Source organism: Pseudomonas sp. Z8(2022) (assembly GCF_025837155.1).
Classification (GTDB): domain Bacteria; phylum Pseudomonadota; class Gammaproteobacteria; order Pseudomonadales; family Pseudomonadaceae; genus Aquipseudomonas.
The window spans coordinates 903,234-925,178 of record NZ_CP107549.1 but is presented as its reverse complement, the minus strand read 5'-3'; the positions used below and the strand labels follow the sequence as shown (position 1 = coordinate 925,178).

The window sequence follows — 21,945 nt, the reverse complement described above, 5'->3', positions numbered from 1 at the left end:
ACCTTAGTGTTCGGCGGCTGGCCCACCGATGGGCTTCTCGGGACGACTAGGCTCGTCGACCTTGGCCTGCGGAGCGCCGGAGTCGCCACCACCATCCCAGCCGCGCGGCTCACGAGGCTCGCGGCCCGCCATGATGTCATCGATCTGATCGGAGTCGATGGTCTCGTACTTCATCAAGGCTTCCGCCATGGCGTCAAGCTTGTCGCGGTTCTCCACCAGCAGCTTCTTGGCCGTGGCGTAACACTCGTCGATGATGCGGCGCACTTCCTCGTCGATCTGCTTGGCGGTCTCGCCGGATACATTGCTGTTCTGGCTGCCCATGCTGCGACCGAGGAATACCTCACCCTCTTCTTCCGCATACATCAGCGGGCCGAGCTTCTCGGACAGGCCCCACTTGGTGACCATGTTCTTGGCCAACTGGGTGGCACGCATGATGTCGTTCGAGGCACCAGTGGTGACGCCATCGAAGCCCAGCGTCATTTCCTCGGCGATACGGCCGCCGAACAGCGAGCAGATCTGGCTGATCAGCGCGCGCTTGGACAGGCTGTAACGGTCTTCTTCCGGCAGGAACATGGTCACGCCCAGGGCACGACCGCGCGGAATGATGGACACCTTGTAGACCGGGTCATGCTCGGGCACCAGACGGCCAACGATGGCGTGACCAGCCTCGTGATAGGCGGTGTTGAGCTTCTCCTTGTCGGACATGACCATGGTCTTGCGCTCGGCGCCCATCATGATCTTGTCCTTGGCCAGCTCGAATTCCTTCATTTCCACCAGGCGCTTGCCGGCACGAGCGGCAAACAGCGAGGCTTCGTTGACCAGGTTGGCCAGATCGGCACCAGAGAAACCCGGAGTACCGCGCGCAATGACCGCCGGATTGACGTCGTCACCCATCGGCACCTTGCGCATGTGCACTTTCAGGATCTGCTCGCGACCGCGGATATCCGGCAGGCCAACCACCACCTGACGGTCGAAGCGGCCCGGGCGCAGCAGAGCCGGGTCGAGAACATCCGGGCGGTTGGTGGCGGCGATGACGATGATGCCGTCGTTCATTTCGAAGCCGTCCATCTCCACCAGCAACTGGTTGAGGGTCTGCTCACGCTCGTCGTGACCGCCACCCATGCCGGCGCCACGATGGCGACCGACGGCGTCGATCTCGTCGATGAAGATGATGCACGGGGCATGTTTCTTGGCCTGGTCGAACATGTCACGCACGCGGGAAGCACCCACGCCGACGAACATCTCGACGAAGTCGGAACCGGAAATGGTGAAGAAGGGTACTTTCGCCTCACCGGCAACAGCCTTGGCCAGCAGCGTCTTGCCGGTACCCGGCGAGCCGACCATAAGAACGCCGCGCGGAATGCGGCCGCCGAGGCGCTGGAACTTGCCCGGATCACGCAGGAACTCGACCAGTTCGCTGACTTCTTCCTTGGCCTCGTCGCAACCGGCGACGTCGGCGAAGGTGGTCTTGACCTGGTCTTCGGAGAGCAGACGCGCCTTGGACTTGCCGAAGCTCATCGGGCCGCCCTTGCCGCCGGCACCGCCCTGCATCTGGCGCATGAAGAACATGAACACGGCGATGATCACCAGAATCGGGAAGCTGGCCACCAGCAGTTGGGTCCAGATGCTCTGCTGCTCGGGCTGCTTGCCTTCGATGACCACGTTGTTGTCGATCAGGTCGCCGATCAGGCCGCCATCCTGGATCGCCGGACGAATGGTCTTGAAGCCTTCGCCATCGGTGCGCTTGCCGGTGATCACGTAACCATCGACGGTGACGCGCTCGACGCGGCCTTCCTTCACCTGCTCGATGAATTGCGAGTAGCTCAGCGTCTGTGGCTCGCTCGGGCTGGAGAAGTTGTTCATCACGGTGACCAGTACGGCCGCGATGATCAGCCACAGGATCAGATTCTTTGCCATGTCGTTCAATTAGCTACCCTCTGAAGCAGGCCTCGTGGCGAAGCGGGCTTCCCATGACGACCAATGATATACCGACCTAACTTACACCAAACGCCCGCGTCCCGCAGGCACCGTCTGTAACCCTTTATGAGGTTTCTGCCATTGAGACCGGCGCAGCGGCCAGCCGTTTCAATTCACACCCCGCGGAAACCTCGTGCCAGCAGGTACTGCTCACGCGAGCGGTCGCGCGACGACAGCGGCTTGCGCATCTGCACCTTGTCGAAGGTCTCGCGCACCTGCTTGTGGTACGCATCGAAACCTTCACCCTGGAAGATCTTGATCAGAAAATCACCGCCAGGGCGCAAAACCCGTCCTGCCAGATCCAGCGCCAGCTCGCACAGATACATCGCGCGCGCCTGATCGGCGGTTCTTACCCCACTCATATTGGGGGCCATGTCGGAAATAACAAGGTCGACCGGATTATCCCCGATGGCTTCGAGAAGCCGTTCGAATACCGCGTCGTCGGTAAAGTCGCCCTGAATGAAGGTGACGTCCGGAATGGCGTCCATTTCCAGAATGTCCGAGGCGATCAGGCGCCCCTTGTCGCCGATAACCCGGCTGGTGACCTGCGACCAGCCACCTGGCGCGGCGCCGAGGTCGACCACGGTCATGCCGGGGCGCAGGATGCGATCCTTCTCCTGAATTTCCAGCAGCTTGTAGCTGGCGCGCGAACGATAACCGTCCTTCTGCGCCATCTTCACGTAGGGATCGTCGAAATGTTCTTTCAGCCAACGCTGGCTGGTCTTGGAACGTGCCACTGAAACCTCGAACTCAACGGGTCATGAATAACTGCGCGGGCTCGGGTAAGATAGGCGCCGTTTTCCAGACCGAATTAGGTACTAACGATTATGCCGCTCACTCAGGAGCAGAAGAAACAATTCAAATCTATCGGCCACCACCTGAAACCCGTATTGATCGTGGCTGACAATGGTTTGACCGAGGGCGTGCTGGCCGAACTGGACCGCGCCCTGAACGATCACGAACTGATCAAGGTGCAGCTGCGTCTCGCCGAGCGCGAAGATCGCCAGGCTGCCATTGCCGCCCTGTGCGAAGCCGGCCGTGCCGAGCTGGTGCAGTCGATCGGCAAGGTCGCTCTGCTCTATCGCAAGAACCCCAAGCCGAATCGCAACCTGTCCAACGTGATTCGCCACCAGGGCTGACGGCTGCGTGCAGCGCCTGCACGCTGGACGTCAGGCGCCGCTCGATTTACCCGGCACCGGCTGTAACACCAGCAACAGCCCGCAGAATGCCATCACCAGATAGCTGAAGCGTAACCAGTATTCGGCCTCGGGCCAGTACTGCAATGCCACGAAGTAGCTCAGGGCCATGACCGCAACGGTCAACAGAAGCTGCCCGCGCATATCCCGCAACAGGCTTGTCACCCCCTCACTGCGCAACAGGGCAAAGGCCTGCAGTGCTACGCACACGGCCGTCAGACCAACCAGCAGTGGCACCAGGCGTTCGGCTATCTCCTGCACCAGCAGAGGGGCCAGACCGGTCTGATCGATGGCCGGCAGAATGACGAACTGCAACAACCACAAACCGCCGACCCAGAGGGTCTGGGCCAGCTGCCAGCTGACGGCAGCTGCCCTCGACGGTTGATTCGGCTTAGATGTGACGGACTTCGACAATCTCGTACTCGACCAGGCCACTGGGCGTCTGGACGCCAACCACGTCACCCTCGCTCTTGCCTACCAGGGCACGGGCGATGGGCGAACCGACGGAAATCTTGCCCTGCTTGATGTCGGCTTCATCTTCGCCAACGATCTGGTAGGTCACGCTTTCATCGGTTTCGACGTTGGCGATCTCCACGGTGGTACCGAAGATCACCTTGCCGGTGTGCTCGATGGTGGTAACGTCGATGATCACTGCATTCTGCAGACGACCTTCGATATCACGCACGCGCGCCTCGACCATGCCCTGCTCTTCACGCGCGGCATGGTACTCGGCGTTTTCCTTGAGATCGCCCAGTTCACGAGCCTCGGCAATCGCCTGGCTGAGTGCGGGACGACGCACCTTGGTCAGATGCGCCAGCTCTTCTTCCAGGGCGCGGGCGCCCTGGACGGTCATGGGGTACTTGTTCATGCCTTTATTCCTGCATGCAGATCCTGCAGCCGGCGCACGGTCTTCTCGGGACCGAACTTGAGCGCCTCACAGACCGCCTGACCAGCCGCAATGGTGGTGGTGCAGTAGATCTTGTGCTGCAGGGCGTTACGACGGATCGAGTAGGAGTCAGCGATGGACTGACGCCCCTCGGTGGTATTGATGATCAGGGTAACTTCGTCGTTCTTGATCATGTCAACCACATGCGGACGACCTTCGGTCACCTTGTTCACCCGGCGCACCGGCAGGCCGGCTGCTTCAAGCACCTTGGCGGTGCCGGCGGTAGCGACCACCTCGAAGCCCAGCGCAACGAGATCACGCGCGACCTCAACGGCCTGTTCCTTGTCATCCTCGCGCACGCTGATGAAGGCGCAGCCGGAGTTCGGCAGGATTTCGCTGGCACCGACCTGTGCCTTGGCGAAGGCTTCGCCGAAGCTGTCGCCGACGCCCATCACCTCACCGGTGGATTTCATTTCCGGGCCGAGGATAGGGTCGACACCCGGGAACTTGGCGAAGGGGAACACCGCTTCCTTGACGCTGAAGAACGGCGGAATGATTTCCTTGGTGTAGCCGACTTCGGCCAGGCTCTTGCCGGCCATGACGCGTGCAGCCACCTTGGCCAGCGATTCGCCGACGCACTTGGAGACGAAGGGCACGGTACGCGAGGCGCGCGGGTTCACCTCGATGACATAGATGTCTTCGCCCTGCACGGCCATCTGCACGTTCATCAGACCGATCACGCCGAGCTCCAGAGCCATTTTCTTGACCTGCTCGCGGATCTCGTCCTGGATGTGCTTGGGCAGCGAGTACGGCGGCAGCGAGCAGGCCGAGTCACCGGAGTGCACGCCGGCCTGTTCGATGTGCTGCATGATCGCGCCGATCACCACGGTTTCGCCGTCGCTGACCGCGTCCACGTCCACTTCGATGGCGCAGTTGAGGAAGCGATCGAGCAGCACCGGGCTGTCGTTGGACACCTTCACAGCTTCGCGCATGTAGCGCTTGAGCTCTTCTTCCTGGTAGACGATTTCCATCGCACGACCGCCCAGTACGTAGGACGGGCGCACCACCATCGGATAACCGATGGACTTGGACAGCGCCAGGGCTTCGTCTTCGCTGCGCGCAGTGGCGTTGGCCGGCTGACGCAGGTTCAGGCGCTGCACCATCTGCTGGAAGCGTTCGCGGTCTTCGGCACGGTCGATGGCCTCGGGGCTGGTGCCGATGATCGGCACGCCGGCCTCTTCCAGAGCGCGGCAGATCTTCAGCGGGGTCTGGCCGCCGTACTGCACGATAACGCCCTTGGGCTGCTCGACACGGACGATTTCCAGCACGTCTTCCAGGGTCACCGGTTCGAAGTACAGACGATCGGAGGTGTCGTAGTCGGTGGAAACGGTTTCCGGGTTGCAGTTGACCATGATGGTCTCGAAGCCGTCTTCACGCATCGCCAGCGCCGCGTGCACGCAGCAGTAGTCGAACTCGATGCCCTGACCGATACGGTTCGGACCGCCACCGAGGATCATGATCTTGTCGCGGGTCGACGGATTGGCCTCGCACTCTTCCTCGTAGGTCGAGTACATGTAGGCGGTGTCGGTGGCGAACTCGGCGGCGCAGGTGTCCACACGCTTGTACACCGGCAGCACTTTCAGCTTGTGGCGGTGAGCGCGCAGGCTCTTCTCGGAAACGCCGAGCAGCTTGGCCAGACGGGCGTCGGAGAAGCCCTTGCGCTTGAGCTTGAACATCAGGTCGTAATCGATGGCGGACAGGCTCAGCGTCTGCACGGTGGCTTCGTCCCTGATCAGATCTTCGATCTGCACCAGGAACCACTCATCGATACGGGTCAGGTCGAAGACTTCGGCGACGCTCTTGCCGGCACGGAAGGCATCGGCCACGTACCAGATGCGCTCGGCGCTGGGCACGGTCAGTTCGCGGCGCAGGGTGCTCTCGGCTTCCGGATCGTTGAGATCGAGCTTCGGATCGAAACCGGCAACACCGACTTCCAGACCGCGCAGGGCTTTCTGCACCGATTCCTGGAAGGTGCGACCGATGGCCATGACCTCACCCACGGACTTCATCTGGGTGGTCAGACGGGCATCGGCTTTCGGGAATTTCTCGAAGGCGAAACGCGGGACCTTGGTCACCACGTAGTCGATGGACGGTTCGAAGGACGCCGGGGTACGACCGCCGGTGATGTCGTTCTGCAGCTCATCCAGGGTGTAGCCGACCGCCAGCTTGGCAGCGATCTTGGCGATCGGGAAGCCGGTGGCCTTGGAGGCCAGCGCCGAGGAACGGGAAACGCGCGGGTTCATCTCGATCACGACCATGCGGCCGGTGTTCGGGCAGATACCGAACTGCACGTTGGAACCGCCGGTTTCCACACCGATTTCACGCAGCACCGCCAGCGAGGCGTTGCGCAAGATCTGGTATTCCTTGTCGGTCAGGGTCTGTGCCGGGGCGACAGTGATCGAGTCACCGGTGTGCACGCCCATCGGATCGAAGTTTTCGATCGAGCAGACGATGATGCAGTTGTCCTTCTTGTCGCGGACCACCTCCATCTCGTATTCCTTCCAGCCGATCAGCGATTCGTCGATCAGCAGCTCATTGGTCGGCGACAGGTCCAGACCACGGGCGCAGATTTCCTCGAACTCTTCACGGTTGTAGGCGATACCACCGCCGGTGCCGCCCATGGTGAAGCTCGGACGGATGATGCAGGGGAAGCCCACCATTTCCAGCACGCCATAGGCTTCTTCCATGCTGTGGGCGATGCCCGAACGCGGGCATTCCAGACCGATGGCCTTCATCGCCTTGTCGAAGCGCGAGCGGTCTTCGGCCTTGTCGATGGTGTCGGCATTGGCACCGATCATCTCGACGCCGAACTTCTCCAGTACGCCGTGGCGCTCGAGGTCCAGCGCGCAGTTCAGCGCGGTCTGGCCGCCCATGGTCGGCAACAGCGCGTCCGGACGCTCCTTCTCGATGATCTTGGCCACGGTGGCCCACTTGATCGGCTCGATGTAGGTGGCGTCGGCCATGGCCGGGTCGGTCATGATGGTGGCCGGGTTGGAGTTCACCAGGATGACGCGGAAACCTTCTTCCTTCAGCGCCTTGCAGGCCTGGGCGCCGGAGTAGTCGAACTCGCAGGCCTGGCCGATGACGATGGGGCCGGCGCCGAGGATCAGGATGCTTTTGATGTCTGTACGTTTTGGCATGTTCTTTACTCGAATCCTTGGGTCAGTCGGCGAGGCTTAGCGGCGCTTGGCCATGGCTTCGATGAAGCGGTCGAACAGCGGGGCCACATCGTGCGGCCCCGGGCTCGCCTCGGGATGCCCCTGGAAGCTGAAGGCATCCTTGTCGGTACGTTCGATGCCCTGCAGGGTGCCGTCGAACAGCGACTTGTGGATCGGACGCAGGTTGCTCGGCAGGCTGTTCTCGTCCACGGCGAAACCGTGGTTCTGGCTGGTGATCATCACCACGCCGGTATCGAGATCCTGTACCGGGTGGTTGGCACCGTGGTGACCGTGACCCATCTTCAGGGTCTTGGCGCCGGAGGCCAGGGCCAGCAACTGGTGACCGAGGCAGATGCCGAATACCGGGATGTCGGTTTCCAGGATTTCCTTGATCGCCTTGATCGCATAGTCGCACGGCTCGGGGTCACCAGGGCCGTTGGAGAGGAATACGCCATCGGGATTCAACGCCAGCACTTCACTGGCCGGAGTCTGCGCCGGCACCACGGTCAGGCGGCAACCGCGGGCCACCAGCATGCGCAGGATGTTCAGCTTCACGCCGTAGTCGTAGGCGACGACGTGATACGGCAGATCGGCAGCGGCGATTTCCGGGTGACTGTCGCTTTCCAGATTCCACACGCTGGAGCGCCACTCGTAAGGCTTGTCGCAGGTGACTTCCTTGGCCAGGTCCATGCCTTTCAAGCCGGGGAAGCTGCGCGCCAGTTCCAGCGCCTTTTCTTCGGTGGCGTCATCGCCGACCAGAATGCAGCCGTTCTGCGAGCCCTTCTCACGCAGGATGCGGGTCAGGCGACGGGTATCGATGCCGGCGATGGCGACGGTGCCGTTCTCCTTCAGATACTCGTCCAGCGGCTGCTTGTCACGCCAGTTGCTGGAGATCAGCGGCAGGTCGCGGATGATCAGACCAGCAGCCCATACGCGGTTGGACTCGGCATCTTCCGGCGTGGTACCGGTGTTGCCGATGTGCGGATAGGTCAGGGTAACGATCTGCTGGGCATAGGAAGGATCGGTGAGGATTTCCTGATAGCCGGTCATGGCGGTGTTGAACACCACCTCACCGATGGTCTGGCCATCGGCCCCAATGGAATCGCCGCGAAAGATGCTGCCGTCAGCAAGGGCTAAAATGGCAGGTTTGGGGGCTGGCTTAGTCAAGAAGACCTCCGTCTCGATCAGGCTTGAAGCAAACGCAGGTTGTAAAAAAGCGGGATGACGTGTGAAGGTCATCCCGCTTTTTTATTTGAGCCATTCTGCGTAACTTTTAGTGGACACACTAAAACAGGAAGGTTACAGGAAAACCCTTTTTCGGTCCACCCGATTAGACGCCTCAGTCGCACATTCGCGTCAACGCAGACCCAGCACGTCCTGCATGTCGTACAGCGCAGGCGAACGCTGCTGCAACCACAGCGCAGAGCGCACCGCCCCCTTGGCAAAGGTCATGCGGCTCGAGGCCTTGTGAGTGATCTCCACGCGCTCGCCATCGGCGGCGAACAGCACGGTGTGATCACCCACCACGTCGCCGGCACGCACGGTGGCAAAACCGATGGTCTCGCGCTCACGCGCACCGGTCTGACCTTCACGACCATACACGGCGACCTTCTGCAGGTCACGCCCCAGCGCCTCGGCCACCACTTCACCCATGCGCAGCGCAGTGCCGGACGGCGCATCGACCTTGTGCCGGTGGTGCGCCTCGATGATCTCGATATCCACGTCGTCACCCAGCACGCGGGCAGCGGTATCCAGCAATTTCAGGCACAGATTGACACCTACGCTGAAATTGGCGGCAAAGACGATGGGGATCTGCCTGGCCGCTTCGCTCAGCTGCTGCTTTTCCTCGGGAGTGAAACCGGTGGTACCGATGACCATGGCCTTGCCCGCCTGACGGCAAACTTCCAGATTCTTCAGCGTCACCGAGGGATGGGTGAAGTCGATCAGAACGTCGAAATCATCGACGACCGCCGCCAGATCCCCCACCAGGGTCACGCCGATCCGACCCAGACCGACCAGCTCACCGGCATCGGCGCCGATCAGGCTACTGTCGGCACGGTCGATGGCGGCACTGAGCGTCGCACCCTCGGCCTGGCTCACGGCCTCGATCAGGGTCTTGCCCATACGCCCGGCGGCGCCCATCACTGCAATACGTTGCATACATCAGCTCCAAGCTGTCGCCCCGGCACTACCGGGGCGCTTTGGGTTAAACGTCGCCGAAGAAGCGCTTCACACCTTCGAACCAGCCGCTGGCCTTGGGCGAGTGCGAGTCGTCACCCTGCAGCGACTTGCGGAACTCGTCGAGCAGTTCGCGCTGACGCTTGTTCAGGTTGACCGGCGTTTCCACCGCCACCCGGCACATCAGGTCGCCAGCCGCACCACCGCGCACCGGGGCCACGCCCTTGCCACGCAGACGGAACAGCTTGCCGGTCTGGGTGCCTTCCGGAATCTTCAGCTTGACCCGACCATCGAGGGTCGGCACTTCCAGTTCGCCCCCCAGCGCAGCATCGGCGAAGCTGATCGGCACTTCGCAGTACAGATGCTTGCCATCACGCTGGAAGATCGCATGTTCACGGACGTTGACCACCACATAGAGGTCACCGGCCGGGCCGCCGTGCGTGCCGGCCTCGCCCTCGCCGGACAGGCGAATGCGATCACCGGTGTCGACACCAGGCGGCACCTTGACCGACAGCGTCTTGCTCTCTTCCACGCGCCCCTGGCCGTGACAGCTGCCACAGGGGTCGGTGATCATCTTGCCGCTGCCATGGCAGCGCGGGCAGGTCTGCTGCACGGAGAAGAAGCCCTGCTGCATGCGCACCTGGCCAATACCACCGCAAGTGGTACAGGTCACCGGACTGGTGCCTTTCTTGGCACCGCTGCCATCACAGGTCTTGCAACCGACCAGGGTCGGTACGCGAATGGTCACGGTGGTACCACGCACCGCTTCTTCCAGGTCCAGCTCGAGGGTGTAGCGCAGGTCACTGCCACGCTGTGCACCACCACGCGAACCGCCACGACCACCGCCGAAGAAGTCGCTGAACACATCACCGAAGATGTCGGAGAAGTTGGCGCCACCGAACCCGGCACCACCGCCGCCGCCCATCTGCGGATCGACCCCGGCATGGCCGTACTGGTCATAGGCCGAACGCTTGCTGGCGTCGGAGAGTACTTCGTAGGCCTCGTTGGCCTCCTTGAATTTCTCTTCGGCGTCTTTGTCGTCCGGGTTGCGGTCCGGGTGATATTTCATCGCCAGGCGCCGATAGGCCTTCTTCAGCTCGGCCTCGCTCGCGCCGCGCTCGACCCCCAGGATCTCGTAATAGTCACGTTTTGCCATAGTTGTGCTGCACTCTCAGATTCGTGAGCTCCAGATACGCCGACGCGGGAGAAGGCTCCCGCGCGGCGAATCCTGCCCGTCGCGAGCGACGGTGGAGCGTAAAGAAGAAGCGGCCCGCTGAGCAGGCCGCATCCCTTACTTGTTCTCCTTGACCTCTTCGAACTCAGCGTCGACCACGTCGTCACCGGCATCCTTGGTGTCACCGGCATCAGCCTGGGCAGCACCACCTTGCGGCTGTTCGGCGTACATTTTCTGCGCCAGCGGCGTGGTGGCCTCGGACAGGGCGTTCATCTTGGCCTCGATGGCCGCCTTGTCGTCGCCCTTCACGGCAACTTCCAGCTCGCCAATGGCCTTCTCGATGGCCGCCTTCTCGTCGGCAGTGGCCTTGTCGCCCGCCTCGGTGAGCATCTTGCGGGTGGCATGCACCAGCTGATCGCCCTGGTTGCGGGCAGTGGCCAGCTCTTCGAACTTGCGGTCCTCCTCGGCGTTGGCCTCGGCGTCACGCACCATTTGCTCGATCTCTTCCTCGGACAGACCGGAGTTGGCCTTGATCACGATGGACTGCTGCTTGCCGGTGGCCTTGTCCTTGGCGGACACGTGCAGGATACCGTTGGCGTCGATATCGAAGGTCACTTCGATCTGCGGCACGCCACGCGGAGCCGGTGGAATCTCGGCCAGATCGAACTTGCCCAGCGACTTGTTCTGCGAGGCCTGCTTGCGCTCACCCTGCAGCACGTGAATGGTCACGGCGCTCTGGTTGTCGTCAGCAGTCGAGAACACCTGCGACTTCTTGGTCGGGATGGTGGTGTTCTTCTCGATCAGCGGAGTCATCACGCCGCCCATGGTCTCGATACCCAGGGTCAGCGGGGAAACGTCCAGCAGCAGCACGTCCTTGACGTCACCGGCCAGTACCGCACCCTGAATGGCAGCGCCCATGGCCACGGCTTCGTCCGGGTTGACGTCCTTGCGCGGCTCCTTGCCGAAGAACTCGGCAACGGTCTTCTGCACCAGCGGCATACGGGTCTGACCACCAACCAGGATCACGTCGTCGATCTTGCTGACGTCGATACCGGCGTCCTTCAGAGCAGTCTTGCAGGGCTCGATGGTGCGCTGCACCAGATCCTCGACCAGCGATTCCAGCTTGGAACGGGAGATCTTAACGTTCAGGTGCTTCGGACCGCTGGCATCTGCGGTGATGTACGGCAGGTTGACGTCGGTCTGCTGGCTCGAGGACAGCTCGATCTTGGCCTTCTCGGCAGCTTCCTTCAGGCGCTGCATGGCCAGCGGGTCGCCCTTGAGGTTCATGCCGGTTTCTTTCTTGAATTCGTCGACGAGGTAGTCGATCAGGCGAATGTCGAAATCCTCACCACCGAGGAAGGTGTCACCGTTGGTGGCCAGTACTTCGAACTGGTGCTCGCCGTCGACTTCGGCGATTTCGATCACCGACACGTCGAAGGTACCGCCGCCCAGGTCATAGACGATCACGGTGTGGTCGCCCTTGGCCTTGTCCATACCATAAGCCAGCGCAGCCGCGGTCGGCTCGTTGATGATGCGCTTGACGTCCAGACCGGCGATACGGCCAGCGTCCTTGGTGGCCTGGCGCTGGCTGTCGTTGAAGTAGGCCGGAACGGTGATCACCGCTTCGGTCACAGGCTCGCCCAGGTAGTCCTCGGCGGTCTTCTTCATCTTCTTCAGCACTTCGGCGCTGATCTGCGGCGGTGCCATCTTCTGGCCGTTGACTTCGACCCAGGCGTCGCCGTTGTCGGCCTTGGCGATCTTGTACGGCACCAGGCCGATGTCCTTCTGCACCACGTCTTCGTCGAAACGACGACCGATCAGACGCTTAACCGCGTACAGGGTGTTGTGCGGGTTGGTCACTGCCTGGCGCTTGGCCGACTGGCCAACCAGGATTTCGCCGTCGTTGGCGTAAGCGATGATGGACGGCGTGGTGCGAGCGCCTTCAGCGTTCTCCAGCACCTTGACGTTGCCGTTTTCCAGAATGGAGACGCAGGAGTTGGTGGTCCCCAGGTCGATACCGATGATTTTACCCATGAAAATTCTCCCGAAACTTTGATTTATCCGTCGCCTCGTTTCACGGGCTCCGGCAGCACTAAAACGCTTGACTCAAAAATGGGGTCGCCCCCGGAAATTTCAAGCCTGCTCGTCGATCGAAGGCGGCGGTGTGGTCGGTGCCTTGCTGACCACGACCATGGCCGGGCGCAGCAGGCGACCGTTAAGCAGATAACCCTTCTGGAATACCTTGAGCACCGAGTTCGGTTCGACGTTGGTGCTCTCTTCCATCGCCATGGCCTGGTGATGTTCCGGGTTGAACGGAGCACCATGCGGGTCGATCGCTTCCAGCTGGTGACGCGCCAGGGTGTCGAGGAACAGCTTGAGGGTCAGCTGCATGCCCTCACGCACAGCCTTGATGGCTTCGTCGTCCGGGCTGGACAGCTCCAGACCACGCTCCAGGCTGTCGACGACGGGCAGCAGGTCATTGGCGAATTTTTCCAGCGCGAACTTGTGCGCCTTCTCCACGTCCTGCTCGGCGCGACGGCGCACATTCTGCAGTTCGGCAGCAACGCGCAGCGACTGATCCTGCGCCGCAGCCAGCTGCTCTTCCAGGGCCTGTACGCGAGCCGCCAGGTCATCGCTCGGCGCGGCGTTCTCGGCCGCCTGAGGTTCGGGGTTCTGCGTGTCCAGGTTCTGTTCGTCAGCCATGCCTATCTCCTCTCGAATCAATCAGCGCGGCTCCAGCCCGCGCACCTGCCGCCTATATGGAGTCAATTCCACAGGTTTCAAGGGGCGATAGACGAGGATTGCCAGGAAAAGAAAAAACACTGTATAAATAACCAGACATCAACTCGGGAGCGTTCGCCATGCTGGTGCACCTGTCCATTCACAACTACGCCATCGTCGACCACCTGGACCTCGAGCTGGATGCCGGCATGAGCGCCATCAGCGGCGAAACCGGCGCCGGCAAGTCGATCATGCTCGACGCCCTTGGCCTGTGCCTGGGTGATCGTGCCGACAGCGGCGTGGTGCGCCCCGGCGCCGACAAGGCGGATATCCTCGCCAGCTTCGACCTGGCGGACATTCCCGAAGCCCGCGCCTGGCTTGCCGAGCGCGATCTGGACAACGACGGCCCATGCATCCTGCGCCGGGTGATCACCGCCGAGGGCCGCTCCCGTGGCTATATCAATGGCAGCCCCTGCCCGCAGGCCGACCTCAAGGCCATTGGCGAGCTGATCATCGATATTCACAGCCAGCATGAACACCAGTCACTGCTCAAGACCGACACCCATCGCCGCCTGCTCGACGAGTACGCCGGCAGCCAGGAACTGGCGCGTCAGGTGCAGCTCGCCGCGCAGCGCTGGAAACAGACACGCGCCGAGCTGGAGCGCATTTCCAGCCAGGGCGACGAGCAGCGCGCCCGTCACCAGTTACTCAGCTATCAGCTGGAAGAACTGGAAAATCTCGCCCTCGGCGACAACGAGCTGGAACAGCTGGAGCAGGAACACAAGGCTCTGAGCAATGCCGAAGCACTGCTCGGCGCCTGCCGCCAGGTGCTCGATCTGTGCAGCGAGAGCGATGCCGGCAACGTATTGTCGGCGCTGACCGCCAGCCTCAACCGCCTGGGCGCCTTCGGCGGCCAGGGCGGCGCCCTCGGCGAAGCGAGCAATCTGCTGGCCAGCGCACAGATTCAGGTCGAGGAAGCCGTTGGCGAACTGAACCGCTTCGTCGATCACTTCGACGCCGATCCGGAGCGTCAGCAGTTTCTTGAAGAACGCCTGGACACCATCTATACCCTGGCACGCAAGCACCGCATCCAGCCCTCCGAACTGGCTGCCCTGCAACAGCAACTGTTCGAAGAACTCGAAGGCCTGAATGCCGACGACCAGGCCAGCGAACGTCTGGCCGAGGAACTGGCCGCCTACGAGCGCCACTATCAGGAAAAGGCTGCCGAACTCAGCGCACTGCGCGCCAATGCCGCCGAACGTTTGGCCGCGGCCGTGGAGCAGGAAATGCAGGCACTGGGCATGCCCGGCGGGCGTTTCAGCATCCAGTTGCAGGCCATAAGCAGTGCAGAACCGCATGCCAACGGCCTGGAGTCGGTAGAGTTTCTGGTCAGCGCCAACCCCGGTCAGCCGCTGCGCGGGCTGGCCAAGGTGGCCTCGGGCGGTGAGCTGTCGCGCATCAGCTTGGCGATCCAGGTGATCACTGCGCAGACCTCGCGCGTGCCGACCCTGGTATTCGACGAAGTGGATGTCGGCATCGGCGGTCCGACGGCGGAAGTGGTCGGCCAGCTGCTGCGCCGCCTTGGCGAACGCGGCCAGGTGCTGTGCGTGACCCATCTGCCGCAGGTGGCCGCGCAGGGGCATCAGCATCTGTTCGTGCACAAGCGGCGCGGCGAGGATGCAACCTCCACAGCCGTGAGCAAACTGGACGAAAAAGGCCGTGTCGAGGAGATCGCGCGCATGCTTGGTGGCGTCGATCTGACCGAAGAATCGCTGGCCCATGCGCGCAAGATGGTTACCAGTGCGCAGGCCGCCTGAAGCCACGCAGCCAGGCTGCCCCCGGATAGAGTCAGGCTCGCCGGCCATGACCAAATAAAAAAGGCGACCTCAGGGTCGCCTTTTTTATTGCGCAGAAGAATCAGCTCTTCTTGCGCACATACAGAACCAGATTGTGATCGACCAACTCGAAGCCGTGTTCCTGGACGATTTCCTTCTGGCGCTTCTCGATTTCGGAGTCGAAGAACTCGATCACCTCACCGGTATCGACACAGACCATATGGTCGTGATGGCCGCTGTCGGCCAACTCGAATACGGCATGACCACCATCGAAATTGTGGCGCACCACCAGACCGGCAGCCTCGAACTGGGTCAGCACGCGATATACGGTAGCCAGGCCAACGTCTTCACCCGCTTCCATCAGCGCCTTGTACACATCTTCCGCGCTCATGTGGCGGTGCTCGGCGTTATCCAGCATCTGCAGGATCTTGACTCGCGGCAGAGTCACCTTCAATCCAGCTTTGCGCAGTTCGTTATTTTCAACCATGGTCTGCTTTCTCATGGATGCTGCTTCGCAGCACCCTTCAATACGGGTATGATCAGGGGTTCAAGTTGCCCAAGATAGTGGAAGTCACCCTCCGATGCAAAAAACCAAGCTCTTGCTGACCAGCCTGTCTCTGACCGGGCTCTTCGCACTCGCCGGTTGTTCATTCCCCGGGGTTTACAAGATCGACATTCAACAGGGCAATGTCGTGACACAGGACATGATAGACCAGCTGCGCCCCGGAATGACCCGGCGCCAGGTGCGGTTTATCATGGGCAACCCGCTGATCACCGACACCTTCCACGCCGATCGCTGGGACTACCTGTACAGCATCCAGCCAGGCGGCGGTCAGCGTCTGCAGGAGCGTGTGAGCCTGGTGTTCAACGGCAGCGACCAACTGGTCGGTCTGGCCGGCGACTTCATGCCCGGCGTCAGCCGCGATCAGGCGATCATGGGTGAAGGCAGCGACACCACCAGCGCACAACCGCAAGCCAAACCGCAGACCGAGACTCCGCCGGCTCCCGGTTCGCTGCTGGAGCAGATTCAGCGCGAAGTGGATCAGGTCGAGACCGTTCCGGTTCCGACCCCCGAGCCACTGGACATCGATCCGCAGTAACAAGCGGACACTAAAAAGCCCGGATCACTCCGGGCTTTTTCATATCTGCGCTCTGTCGAGAGCCTGCAGCAATCAGCCCGACTCTTCGCCCTCTCGTGCCTTGGCCTTGGCAGCGCGCTGCTTGCGTACTTCTTTCGGGTCGGCAATCAGCGGGCGATAGATCTCGACCCGTTCGCCCTCCTCCAGCACACGCTCTTCCGGCTTGCTCACCGCCTTGCCGAAAATGCCCAGCGGCGCGTGATTCAGATCGAGCTCCGGAAAGAACTGCTGCATACCCGAGCGCAATGCCGCCTCGCGCACCGTGGTGCCGACCGGCACCGACAGACGCAGGAGCTTCTGCCGCTCGGCGAGGGCATAGACCACTTCGATGGCGATGCTCGGCTTATCCATACAGTTGCTTGGCTCGCTGACAGAAGGCATCGACCATGGTGTTGGCCGCCTGGTTGAACAAGGGCCCCAGCGTGGCGCGTACCAGCGGCCCGGCATAGTCGAAGGTCAAATCCAGGCTGATCTTGCAGGCCTTTTCGCCCAGCGCCTTGAACTCCCAGACACCGTTGAGGCTGGTGAACGGCCCCTCCTGCAGATTCATTTCGATTCGCTGCGTGGGCAGCAACGCGTTGCGCGTGACGAAGCGCTGGCCGATGCCACCCTTGGCCACTTCGAGACTGGCCAGCATGTGCGTCTCGCTGACTTCCAGCACTTCACTGGCACTGCACCAGGGCAGAAACTGCGGGTAGCTGGCCACATCGTTAACGAGGTCATACAGCGCCTGCGCCGGATAAGGCAGCAACGCCGAGCGCTGGATTCGAGTAGTCATTTACTTGCTCAGCTCCGCGATAAACACGATCAGCACGCCGATTGGCGCCACGACGCGAATCAGCCAGAGAGACAGATTGAACAGCAGCGGGCTCCTGAAGGCCAACTCTTCGCGCACGACCTCGCGACTCAGCACCCAGCCGGCGAACAGGGCGAAGGACAACCCGCCCAACGGCAGCATAATGCGGCTGGTGAGGTAATCGATGCTGTCGAAGAAGGTCTTGCCACCCTCGGCGCCCCACTGCAGCAGGTGGAAGCCGTCATCGGCGAGAACGAAGAACTTGGCCTGCGCCCAGAGATTGAACGACAGCACCGTCCCCATACCGACCAGCCAGCAGAACAGTGTCAGCACGGCGGTTACCTGGGTACGACTGCGCCCGGTCTTCTCGACGAAGTAGGCGACGGCGGGTTCGAGCATGGAGATCGACGAACTCCAGGCAGCGATGGCGACCAGCACGAAGAAGATCAGCCCCATCACCTGACCGAAGGCGATATTGCCGAAGGCGATCGGCAGCGTGACGAACATCAACCCCGGGCCGCCCCCGGGCTCCAGACCAGCCGCAAACACGATGGGGAACAGCGCCAGACCGGCAGTCAGCGCTACCAGCGTGTCCAGCAGCCCGACCGTCAGGACCGTGGCACCAATCGAAGCCTTCTTCGGCATATAAGCCCCGTAGACCATGATCGCGCCGACCCCGACACTCAGGGTAAAGAAGGCATGCCCCATCGCCGCGAGAATGCCGTCCTGCACCTTGCTCGGATCGAAATGGAAGAGGAAGTCGAAACCTTCTCGGAAATGCCCGGTGGTAAAGCTGTAGCCCAGCAATACCAGCAGCAGCGCGAACAACAGCGGCATCATGATGCGCAGACTGCGCTCCAGCCCGGCCACCACACCCTTGGCAATGACGAATGCGGTGCCCAGCATGAACAGGCTGTGCCACAGGGTCAGGCGCCACGGGTCGGAGGTCAGCCCGCCAAACGCCGCGCCGGCTCCATCGGCACTGACACCGGCAAAATCGCCACGCCCCATGCCAAGGATGTACTCAAGCGACCAGCCGGCCACCACACTGTAAAAGGACAGGATCAGCAGAGCAGCAACCATCCCCACCAGTGCAGCCAGCGACCAGTGCCTGGAGGCGCCGGCTTCGATCGCCAGACTCCTCATCGCGTTGACCGGGCTCTGCCGGCCGCGACGCCCGATCAGGGTCTCCGCCAGCATGATCGGCAGCCCCACCAGGGCAATACAGAACAGGTACATCACGACGAATGCACCGCCGCCGTAGACCCCCGTCATGTACGGGAACTTCCAGATGTTGCCGAGCCCTACTGCAGAACCGGTGGCTGCCAGAATGAACACCCAGCGACTGGCCCAGGCACCGTGAATTGAAACTTTGTCGCTCGCCATTGCGGCCAAGACCCCGAACTGCGGGAAAAAAGATCGCGCATTGTCGGAGATTAACGGCATGGGCTCAAGTTCGGCTCGGCAACGCCCCATGGCGCCGACGCGGGCGACTCCCTATAATGCGCGCCCTATGGCTAAGCAAAAGAAACATCCTCAAGGCACCATCGCGCTGAACAAAAAAGCGCTGCACGATTACTTCGTCGAACAGAAGTTCGAGGCGGGCGTCGCCCTGGCCGGCTGGGAAGTTAAGAGCCTGCGCGCCGGCAAGGCCCAACTGGTCGACAGCTACGTGCTGCTCAAGGACGGCGAGGCCTGGCTGATGGGGGCGCATATCACCCCGTTGAAGACCGCCAGCACCCACGTCATCGCCGACCCGACCCGTACACGCAAGCTGCTGCTGAACCGGCGAGAGCTGGACAAGCTGTTCGGCGCCGTGCAGCAGAAGGGGTATACCTGCGTGGCGTTGTCGCTGTACTGGAAGCAGCACCTGGTCAAGTGCGAGATCGCCCTGGCCAAGGGCAAGAAGGACTTCGACAAGCGTCACGTCGAAAAAGAGCGCGACGCCAACCGCGAAGTGCAGCGCGCCATGCGCAGCAAGGGCAAGGACGACTGACGCCACACCGGCGGCAGACGCCCGGCTCCGCTCAAAGACTCTGCCGGCGTTGAGCCCGGGCCAGCCGCTGCGCTTCCAGCTGTACTTCCGAGAGCACTTCCTGCACGTAGTCGATGTGCTGCTGGGACAACTCGCGGGCGTCCTCGGCACGCCCCTCGATGATCGCCTCGTAGAGCGCGCGGTGCTGACGGATCAGCATGTCGCGCGTCTCTTCACGCTGGGCATACATGCCGCCGATGTTGGTCACCACGTTGCGCTTGAGCAGGTCGAAGAGGCCGCGAATGGTGTGCAGCAGCACGGCATTGTGGCTGGCCTCTGCGATCGCCAGATGGAAGCGTGCATCGGCTGCGCCCTCCTCCGCGCGCGTCACCTTGCCGGCCCGCGCATAGCAATCCTGCAGGGCCTCGAACGCTTCGGTCAGGCGCTGCCGGTCGATTTCGGTCGCGCGCCGGGCCGCGTAGTAGGCGCAGGAGCCTTCCAGCGTATGGCGAAACTCCAGCAGATCGCGCTGCGCATCCTCCTTGTTCTCCAGCAACTGCAGCAACGGGTCACTGAAGGTCGAGCCAAGTGTTTCGGCCACATAGTTGCCGCCACCCTGGCGGCTGATCAGCAGCCCCTTGGCCACCAGTTTCTGGATGGCTTCACGAAGGGACGGACGGGAAACACCGAACTGCTCCGCCAGCGCCCGCTCGGCGGGTAGCCTCTCACCGGCACGCAAGGTGCCCTCGAGAATCATGGTTTCCAGTTGCGCGACGATGTCATCCGAGAGACGACGCTGCCGCACCAGACCTACTTCCATCAGCCGCCTCTCCATTGGTTTGACCAGGCCCAAAGATTCATCGCGCAAGCCTATAGCGCCCTCTCTGACTGAACAAGCCGGCACTATACGACCAAAGTCTTAGCATCTCGATTTGACAGCCTACTGAGCAACTTTTAACCTGAGCCCGCTGTTTTGTAAATTGGTATTACCAATTAAGCCAATAAAAACAACAAACCATCGAGGTCTAGCCATGACAGCCCTATGCGCTGCAAGTCTTTTCGATAACGCCTCATCCCTGCCGCGCCAAGCGCGCGCTCGTGTGGAGTAAGTCCCGATGTCCAACGGAATTCTCGCCCTGCTGGCGTTCTCGCCAATCCTGCTGGCTGCCATCCTGCTGATCGGTCTGCGCTGGCCGGCCAAGCACGCCATGCCGCTTGTCTACCTGCTTACTGCCGCAGTCGGCCTGTTCGCCTGGGACATGACCCTGAACCGGGTTCTCGCCTCCACCCTGCAGGGTCTGCTGATCACCCTGGGTCTGCTGTGGATCATCTTCGGTGCGATCCTGCTGCTGAATACCCTCAAGCACTCCGGCGGCATCACCGCGATTCGCGCCGGCTTCACCACCATCACCCCTGATCGCCGCATCCAGGCCATCATCATCGGCTGGCTGTTCGGCTGCTTCATCGAGGGCGCCTCGGGCTTCGGTACTCCGGCGGCCATCGCCGCGCCGCTGCTGGTTGCCATCGGCTTCCCGGCCATGGCCGCCGTGCTGATGGGCATGCTGGTACAGAGCACGCCAGTATCCTTCGGCGCCGTCGGCACGCCAATCATCGTCGGTATCAACACCGGCCTGGACACCGCCACCATCGGTGCACAACTGGTGGAACAGGGCTCGTCCTGGGCGCAGTTCATGCAACTGATCACCAGTGAAGTGGCGATCATCCACGCCATCGTGGGCGTGGTCATGCCAACCATCATGGCGATGATGCTGACCCGCTTCTTCGGTCAGGAGAAAAGCTGGAAAGCCGGCCTGGAAGTGCTGCCGTTCGCCATCTTCGCCGGCCTGGCCTTCGTCGTGCCGTACGTTTTCACCGGCCTATTCCTCGGTCCGGAATTCCCGTCGCTGCTGGGCGGGCTGATCGGCCTGGCGATCGTCACCAGCGCCGCACGCTTCGGCTTCCTGGTGCCGAAGAAGACCTGGGACTTCGCACCAGCCGACAAGTGGCCGAGCGAGTGGCTGGGCACCGTCGAGATGAAACTGGACGAGCTGACCGCCAAGCCGATGAGCGCACTGCGCGCCTGGCTGCCCTACGTACTGGTCGGCGCCCTGCTGGTTGTCAGCCGCGTCTTCCCGGAGGTCGGCAACGCCCTGAAAGCGGTAGTGGTGAACTTCCCCGACCTGCTCGGCGAAGCCGGCGTCAGCGCCAACTTCCAGCCGCTCTATCTGCCCGGCGGTATTCTCATCGCCGTGGTCCTGGCCACGTTCTTCCTGCATGGCATGAAGGCTCGTGATCTGGGCAAGGCGGTCAAGGAATCCTCCAGCGTACTGCTCAGTGCCGGCTTCGTACTTCTATTCACCGTGCCGATGGTGCGCATCCTGATCAACTCCGGCGTCAACGGTGCCGAGCTGGCCAGCATGCCGATCCTCATGGCCCACTGGGTGGCCGACAGTGTCGGCGGGATCTACCCGCTGCTGGCGCCGAGCATCGGTGCGCTGGGAGCCTTCATCGCCGGTTCCAACACCGTCAGCAACATGATGTTCAGCCAGTTCCAGTTCGGCGTCGCCAGCAGCCTGGGTATCTCCAGCGCGCTGGTCGTCGCGGTTCAGGCCGTGGGCGCTGCAGCCGGCAACATGGTGGCGATCCACAATGTGGTCGCCGCTTCGGCTACCGTTGGCCTGCTCGGCCGCGAAGGCAGTACCCTGCGCAAGACCATCTGGCCGACGCTGTACTACGTGCTGTTCACCGGAATCATCGCAATGATCGCGATCTATGTGCTGGGAGTCAGCGACCCGCTGGTGCACTGACCCTCGCCACACGAAAAGCGCCCCGGCCACGCCGGGGCTCTTG

At 62.1% G+C, this 21,945-nt stretch carries 20 protein-coding genes; 5 read left to right on the top strand and 15 right to left on the bottom strand.

Annotation, left to right across the window (positions count from 1 at the left end; translation table 11 throughout):
• Positions 1 to 3 precede the first annotated feature (3 nt).
• The gene (gene ftsH / locus OEG79_RS04405; RefSeq protein ID WP_264147612.1) at positions 4 to 1,917 is read right to left on the bottom strand and encodes an ATP-dependent zinc metalloprotease FtsH; all 1,914 of its coding nucleotides are present in this window, start codon (positions 1,915 to 1,917) and stop codon (positions 4 to 6) included.
• A 173-nt stretch (positions 1,918 to 2,090) separates the two neighbouring features.
• On the bottom strand, positions 2,091 to 2,714 hold the full coding sequence (gene rlmE, locus OEG79_RS04400) for a 23S rRNA (uridine(2552)-2'-O)-methyltransferase RlmE (protein WP_264147611.1): 624 nt from the start codon (positions 2,712 to 2,714) through the stop codon (positions 2,091 to 2,093).
• A 90-nt stretch (positions 2,715 to 2,804) separates the two neighbouring features.
• On the opposite strand from rlmE, the gene yhbY reads away from it, so the two are divergent.
• Complete coding sequence (gene yhbY / locus OEG79_RS04395; RefSeq protein WP_264147610.1) at positions 2,805 to 3,116, top strand: ribosome assembly RNA-binding protein YhbY; 312 nt, start codon at positions 2,805 to 2,807, stop codon at positions 3,114 to 3,116.
• 30 nt (positions 3,117 to 3,146) lie between these two features.
• Here yhbY and OEG79_RS04390 read toward each other — a convergent pair whose 3' ends face one another.
• The 8 genes from OEG79_RS04390 to grpE all read right to left on the bottom strand — a co-directional run bounded on the left by OEG79_RS04390 (position 3,147) and on the right by grpE (position 13,332).
• The gene (locus tag OEG79_RS04390) at positions 3,147 to 3,587 is read right to left on the bottom strand and encodes a DUF4149 domain-containing protein (RefSeq protein WP_264147609.1); all 441 of its coding nucleotides are present in this window, start codon (positions 3,585 to 3,587) and stop codon (positions 3,147 to 3,149) included.
• Complete coding sequence (greA, locus tag OEG79_RS04385; RefSeq protein WP_024309422.1) at positions 3,565 to 4,041, bottom strand: transcription elongation factor GreA; 477 nt, start codon at positions 4,039 to 4,041, stop codon at positions 3,565 to 3,567. Before greA ends, OEG79_RS04390 begins: the two co-directional genes overlap by 23 nt.
• On the bottom strand, positions 4,038 to 7,259 hold the full coding sequence (gene carB / locus OEG79_RS04380) for a carbamoyl-phosphate synthase large subunit (RefSeq protein WP_264147608.1): 3,222 nt from the start codon (positions 7,257 to 7,259) through the stop codon (positions 4,038 to 4,040). The genes greA and carB overlap by 4 nt, the downstream gene beginning before the upstream one ends.
• A gap of 36 nt (positions 7,260 to 7,295) precedes the next feature.
• Complete coding sequence (gene carA / locus OEG79_RS04375; RefSeq protein ID WP_264147607.1) at positions 7,296 to 8,444, bottom strand: glutamine-hydrolyzing carbamoyl-phosphate synthase small subunit; 1,149 nt, start codon at positions 8,442 to 8,444, stop codon at positions 7,296 to 7,298.
• A 189-nt stretch (positions 8,445 to 8,633) separates the two neighbouring features.
• Positions 8,634 to 9,437: a 4-hydroxy-tetrahydrodipicolinate reductase gene (dapB, locus tag OEG79_RS04370; RefSeq protein WP_264147606.1), complete on the bottom strand. Its 804-nt coding sequence runs from the start codon at positions 9,435 to 9,437 to the stop codon at positions 8,634 to 8,636.
• Positions 9,438 to 9,483: 46 nt separating this feature from the next.
• Entirely contained in the window at positions 9,484 to 10,611 is a 1,128-nt protein-coding gene (gene dnaJ / locus OEG79_RS04365; RefSeq protein WP_264147605.1) for a molecular chaperone DnaJ, read from the bottom strand.
• Between the two features lie 135 nt (positions 10,612 to 10,746).
• Positions 10,747 to 12,663 carry a molecular chaperone DnaK gene (dnaK, locus tag OEG79_RS04360; RefSeq protein ID WP_264147604.1) on the bottom strand — a complete coding sequence of 639 codons (1,917 nt, stop codon included), beginning with the start codon at positions 12,661 to 12,663 and terminating at the stop codon, positions 10,747 to 10,749.
• 99 nt (positions 12,664 to 12,762) lie between these two features.
• Complete coding sequence (gene grpE, locus OEG79_RS04355; protein ID WP_264147603.1) at positions 12,763 to 13,332, bottom strand: nucleotide exchange factor GrpE; 570 nt, start codon at positions 13,330 to 13,332, stop codon at positions 12,763 to 12,765.
• 158 nt (positions 13,333 to 13,490) lie between these two features.
• Between grpE and recN the strand changes: the two genes are divergently transcribed.
• The gene (gene recN, locus OEG79_RS04350) at positions 13,491 to 15,167 is read left to right on the top strand and encodes a DNA repair protein RecN (RefSeq protein ID WP_264147602.1); all 1,677 of its coding nucleotides are present in this window, start codon (positions 13,491 to 13,493) and stop codon (positions 15,165 to 15,167) included.
• A gap of 100 nt (positions 15,168 to 15,267) precedes the next feature.
• On the opposite strand, the gene fur is transcribed toward recN, so the two are convergent.
• Entirely contained in the window at positions 15,268 to 15,672 is a 405-nt protein-coding gene (fur, locus tag OEG79_RS04345) for a ferric iron uptake transcriptional regulator (RefSeq protein ID WP_264147601.1), read from the bottom strand.
• 94 nt (positions 15,673 to 15,766) lie between these two features.
• Here fur and OEG79_RS04340 point away from each other — a divergent pair, with 94 nt between their 5' ends.
• Positions 15,767 to 16,285 (top strand): outer membrane protein assembly factor BamE, encoded by a 519-nt coding sequence (locus OEG79_RS04340; protein ID WP_264147600.1) that lies wholly within the window; start codon positions 15,767 to 15,769, stop codon positions 16,283 to 16,285.
• 72 nt (positions 16,286 to 16,357) lie between these two features.
• Here OEG79_RS04340 and OEG79_RS04335 read toward each other — a convergent pair whose 3' ends face one another.
• The 3 genes from OEG79_RS04335 to OEG79_RS04325 are packed head-to-tail and all read right to left on the bottom strand — an operon-like array spanning position 16,358 to position 18,506.
• Complete coding sequence (locus OEG79_RS04335) at positions 16,358 to 16,675, bottom strand: RnfH family protein (protein ID WP_264147599.1); 318 nt, start codon at positions 16,673 to 16,675, stop codon at positions 16,358 to 16,360.
• The gene (locus OEG79_RS04330; RefSeq protein WP_264147598.1) at positions 16,668 to 17,102 is read right to left on the bottom strand and encodes a type II toxin-antitoxin system RatA family toxin; all 435 of its coding nucleotides are present in this window, start codon (positions 17,100 to 17,102) and stop codon (positions 16,668 to 16,670) included. Before OEG79_RS04330 ends, OEG79_RS04335 begins: the two co-directional genes overlap by 8 nt.
• Positions 17,103 to 18,506 carry a sodium-dependent transporter gene (locus OEG79_RS04325; protein WP_264147597.1) on the bottom strand — a complete coding sequence of 468 codons (1,404 nt, stop codon included), beginning with the start codon at positions 18,504 to 18,506 and terminating at the stop codon, positions 17,103 to 17,105. It lies immediately after the preceding gene.
• Positions 18,507 to 18,633: 127 nt separating this feature from the next.
• Here OEG79_RS04325 and smpB point away from each other — a divergent pair, with 127 nt between their 5' ends.
• Positions 18,634 to 19,116, top strand: coding sequence for an SsrA-binding protein SmpB (gene smpB / locus OEG79_RS04320; RefSeq protein ID WP_264147596.1), 483 nt, complete (start codon positions 18,634 to 18,636; stop codon positions 19,114 to 19,116).
• 31 nt (positions 19,117 to 19,147) lie between these two features.
• On the opposite strand, the gene OEG79_RS04315 is transcribed toward smpB, so the two are convergent.
• A complete protein-coding gene (locus tag OEG79_RS04315) occupies positions 19,148 to 19,915 on the bottom strand; it encodes an FCD domain-containing protein (RefSeq protein ID WP_264147595.1) in 768 nt (255 codons plus the stop codon).
• A 295-nt stretch (positions 19,916 to 20,210) separates the two neighbouring features.
• Here OEG79_RS04315 and OEG79_RS04310 point away from each other — a divergent pair, with 295 nt between their 5' ends.
• Positions 20,211 to 21,902 (top strand): L-lactate permease, encoded by a 1,692-nt coding sequence (locus OEG79_RS04310; RefSeq protein ID WP_264147594.1) that lies wholly within the window; start codon positions 20,211 to 20,213, stop codon positions 21,900 to 21,902.
• Positions 21,903 to 21,945: the final 43 nt, after the last annotated feature.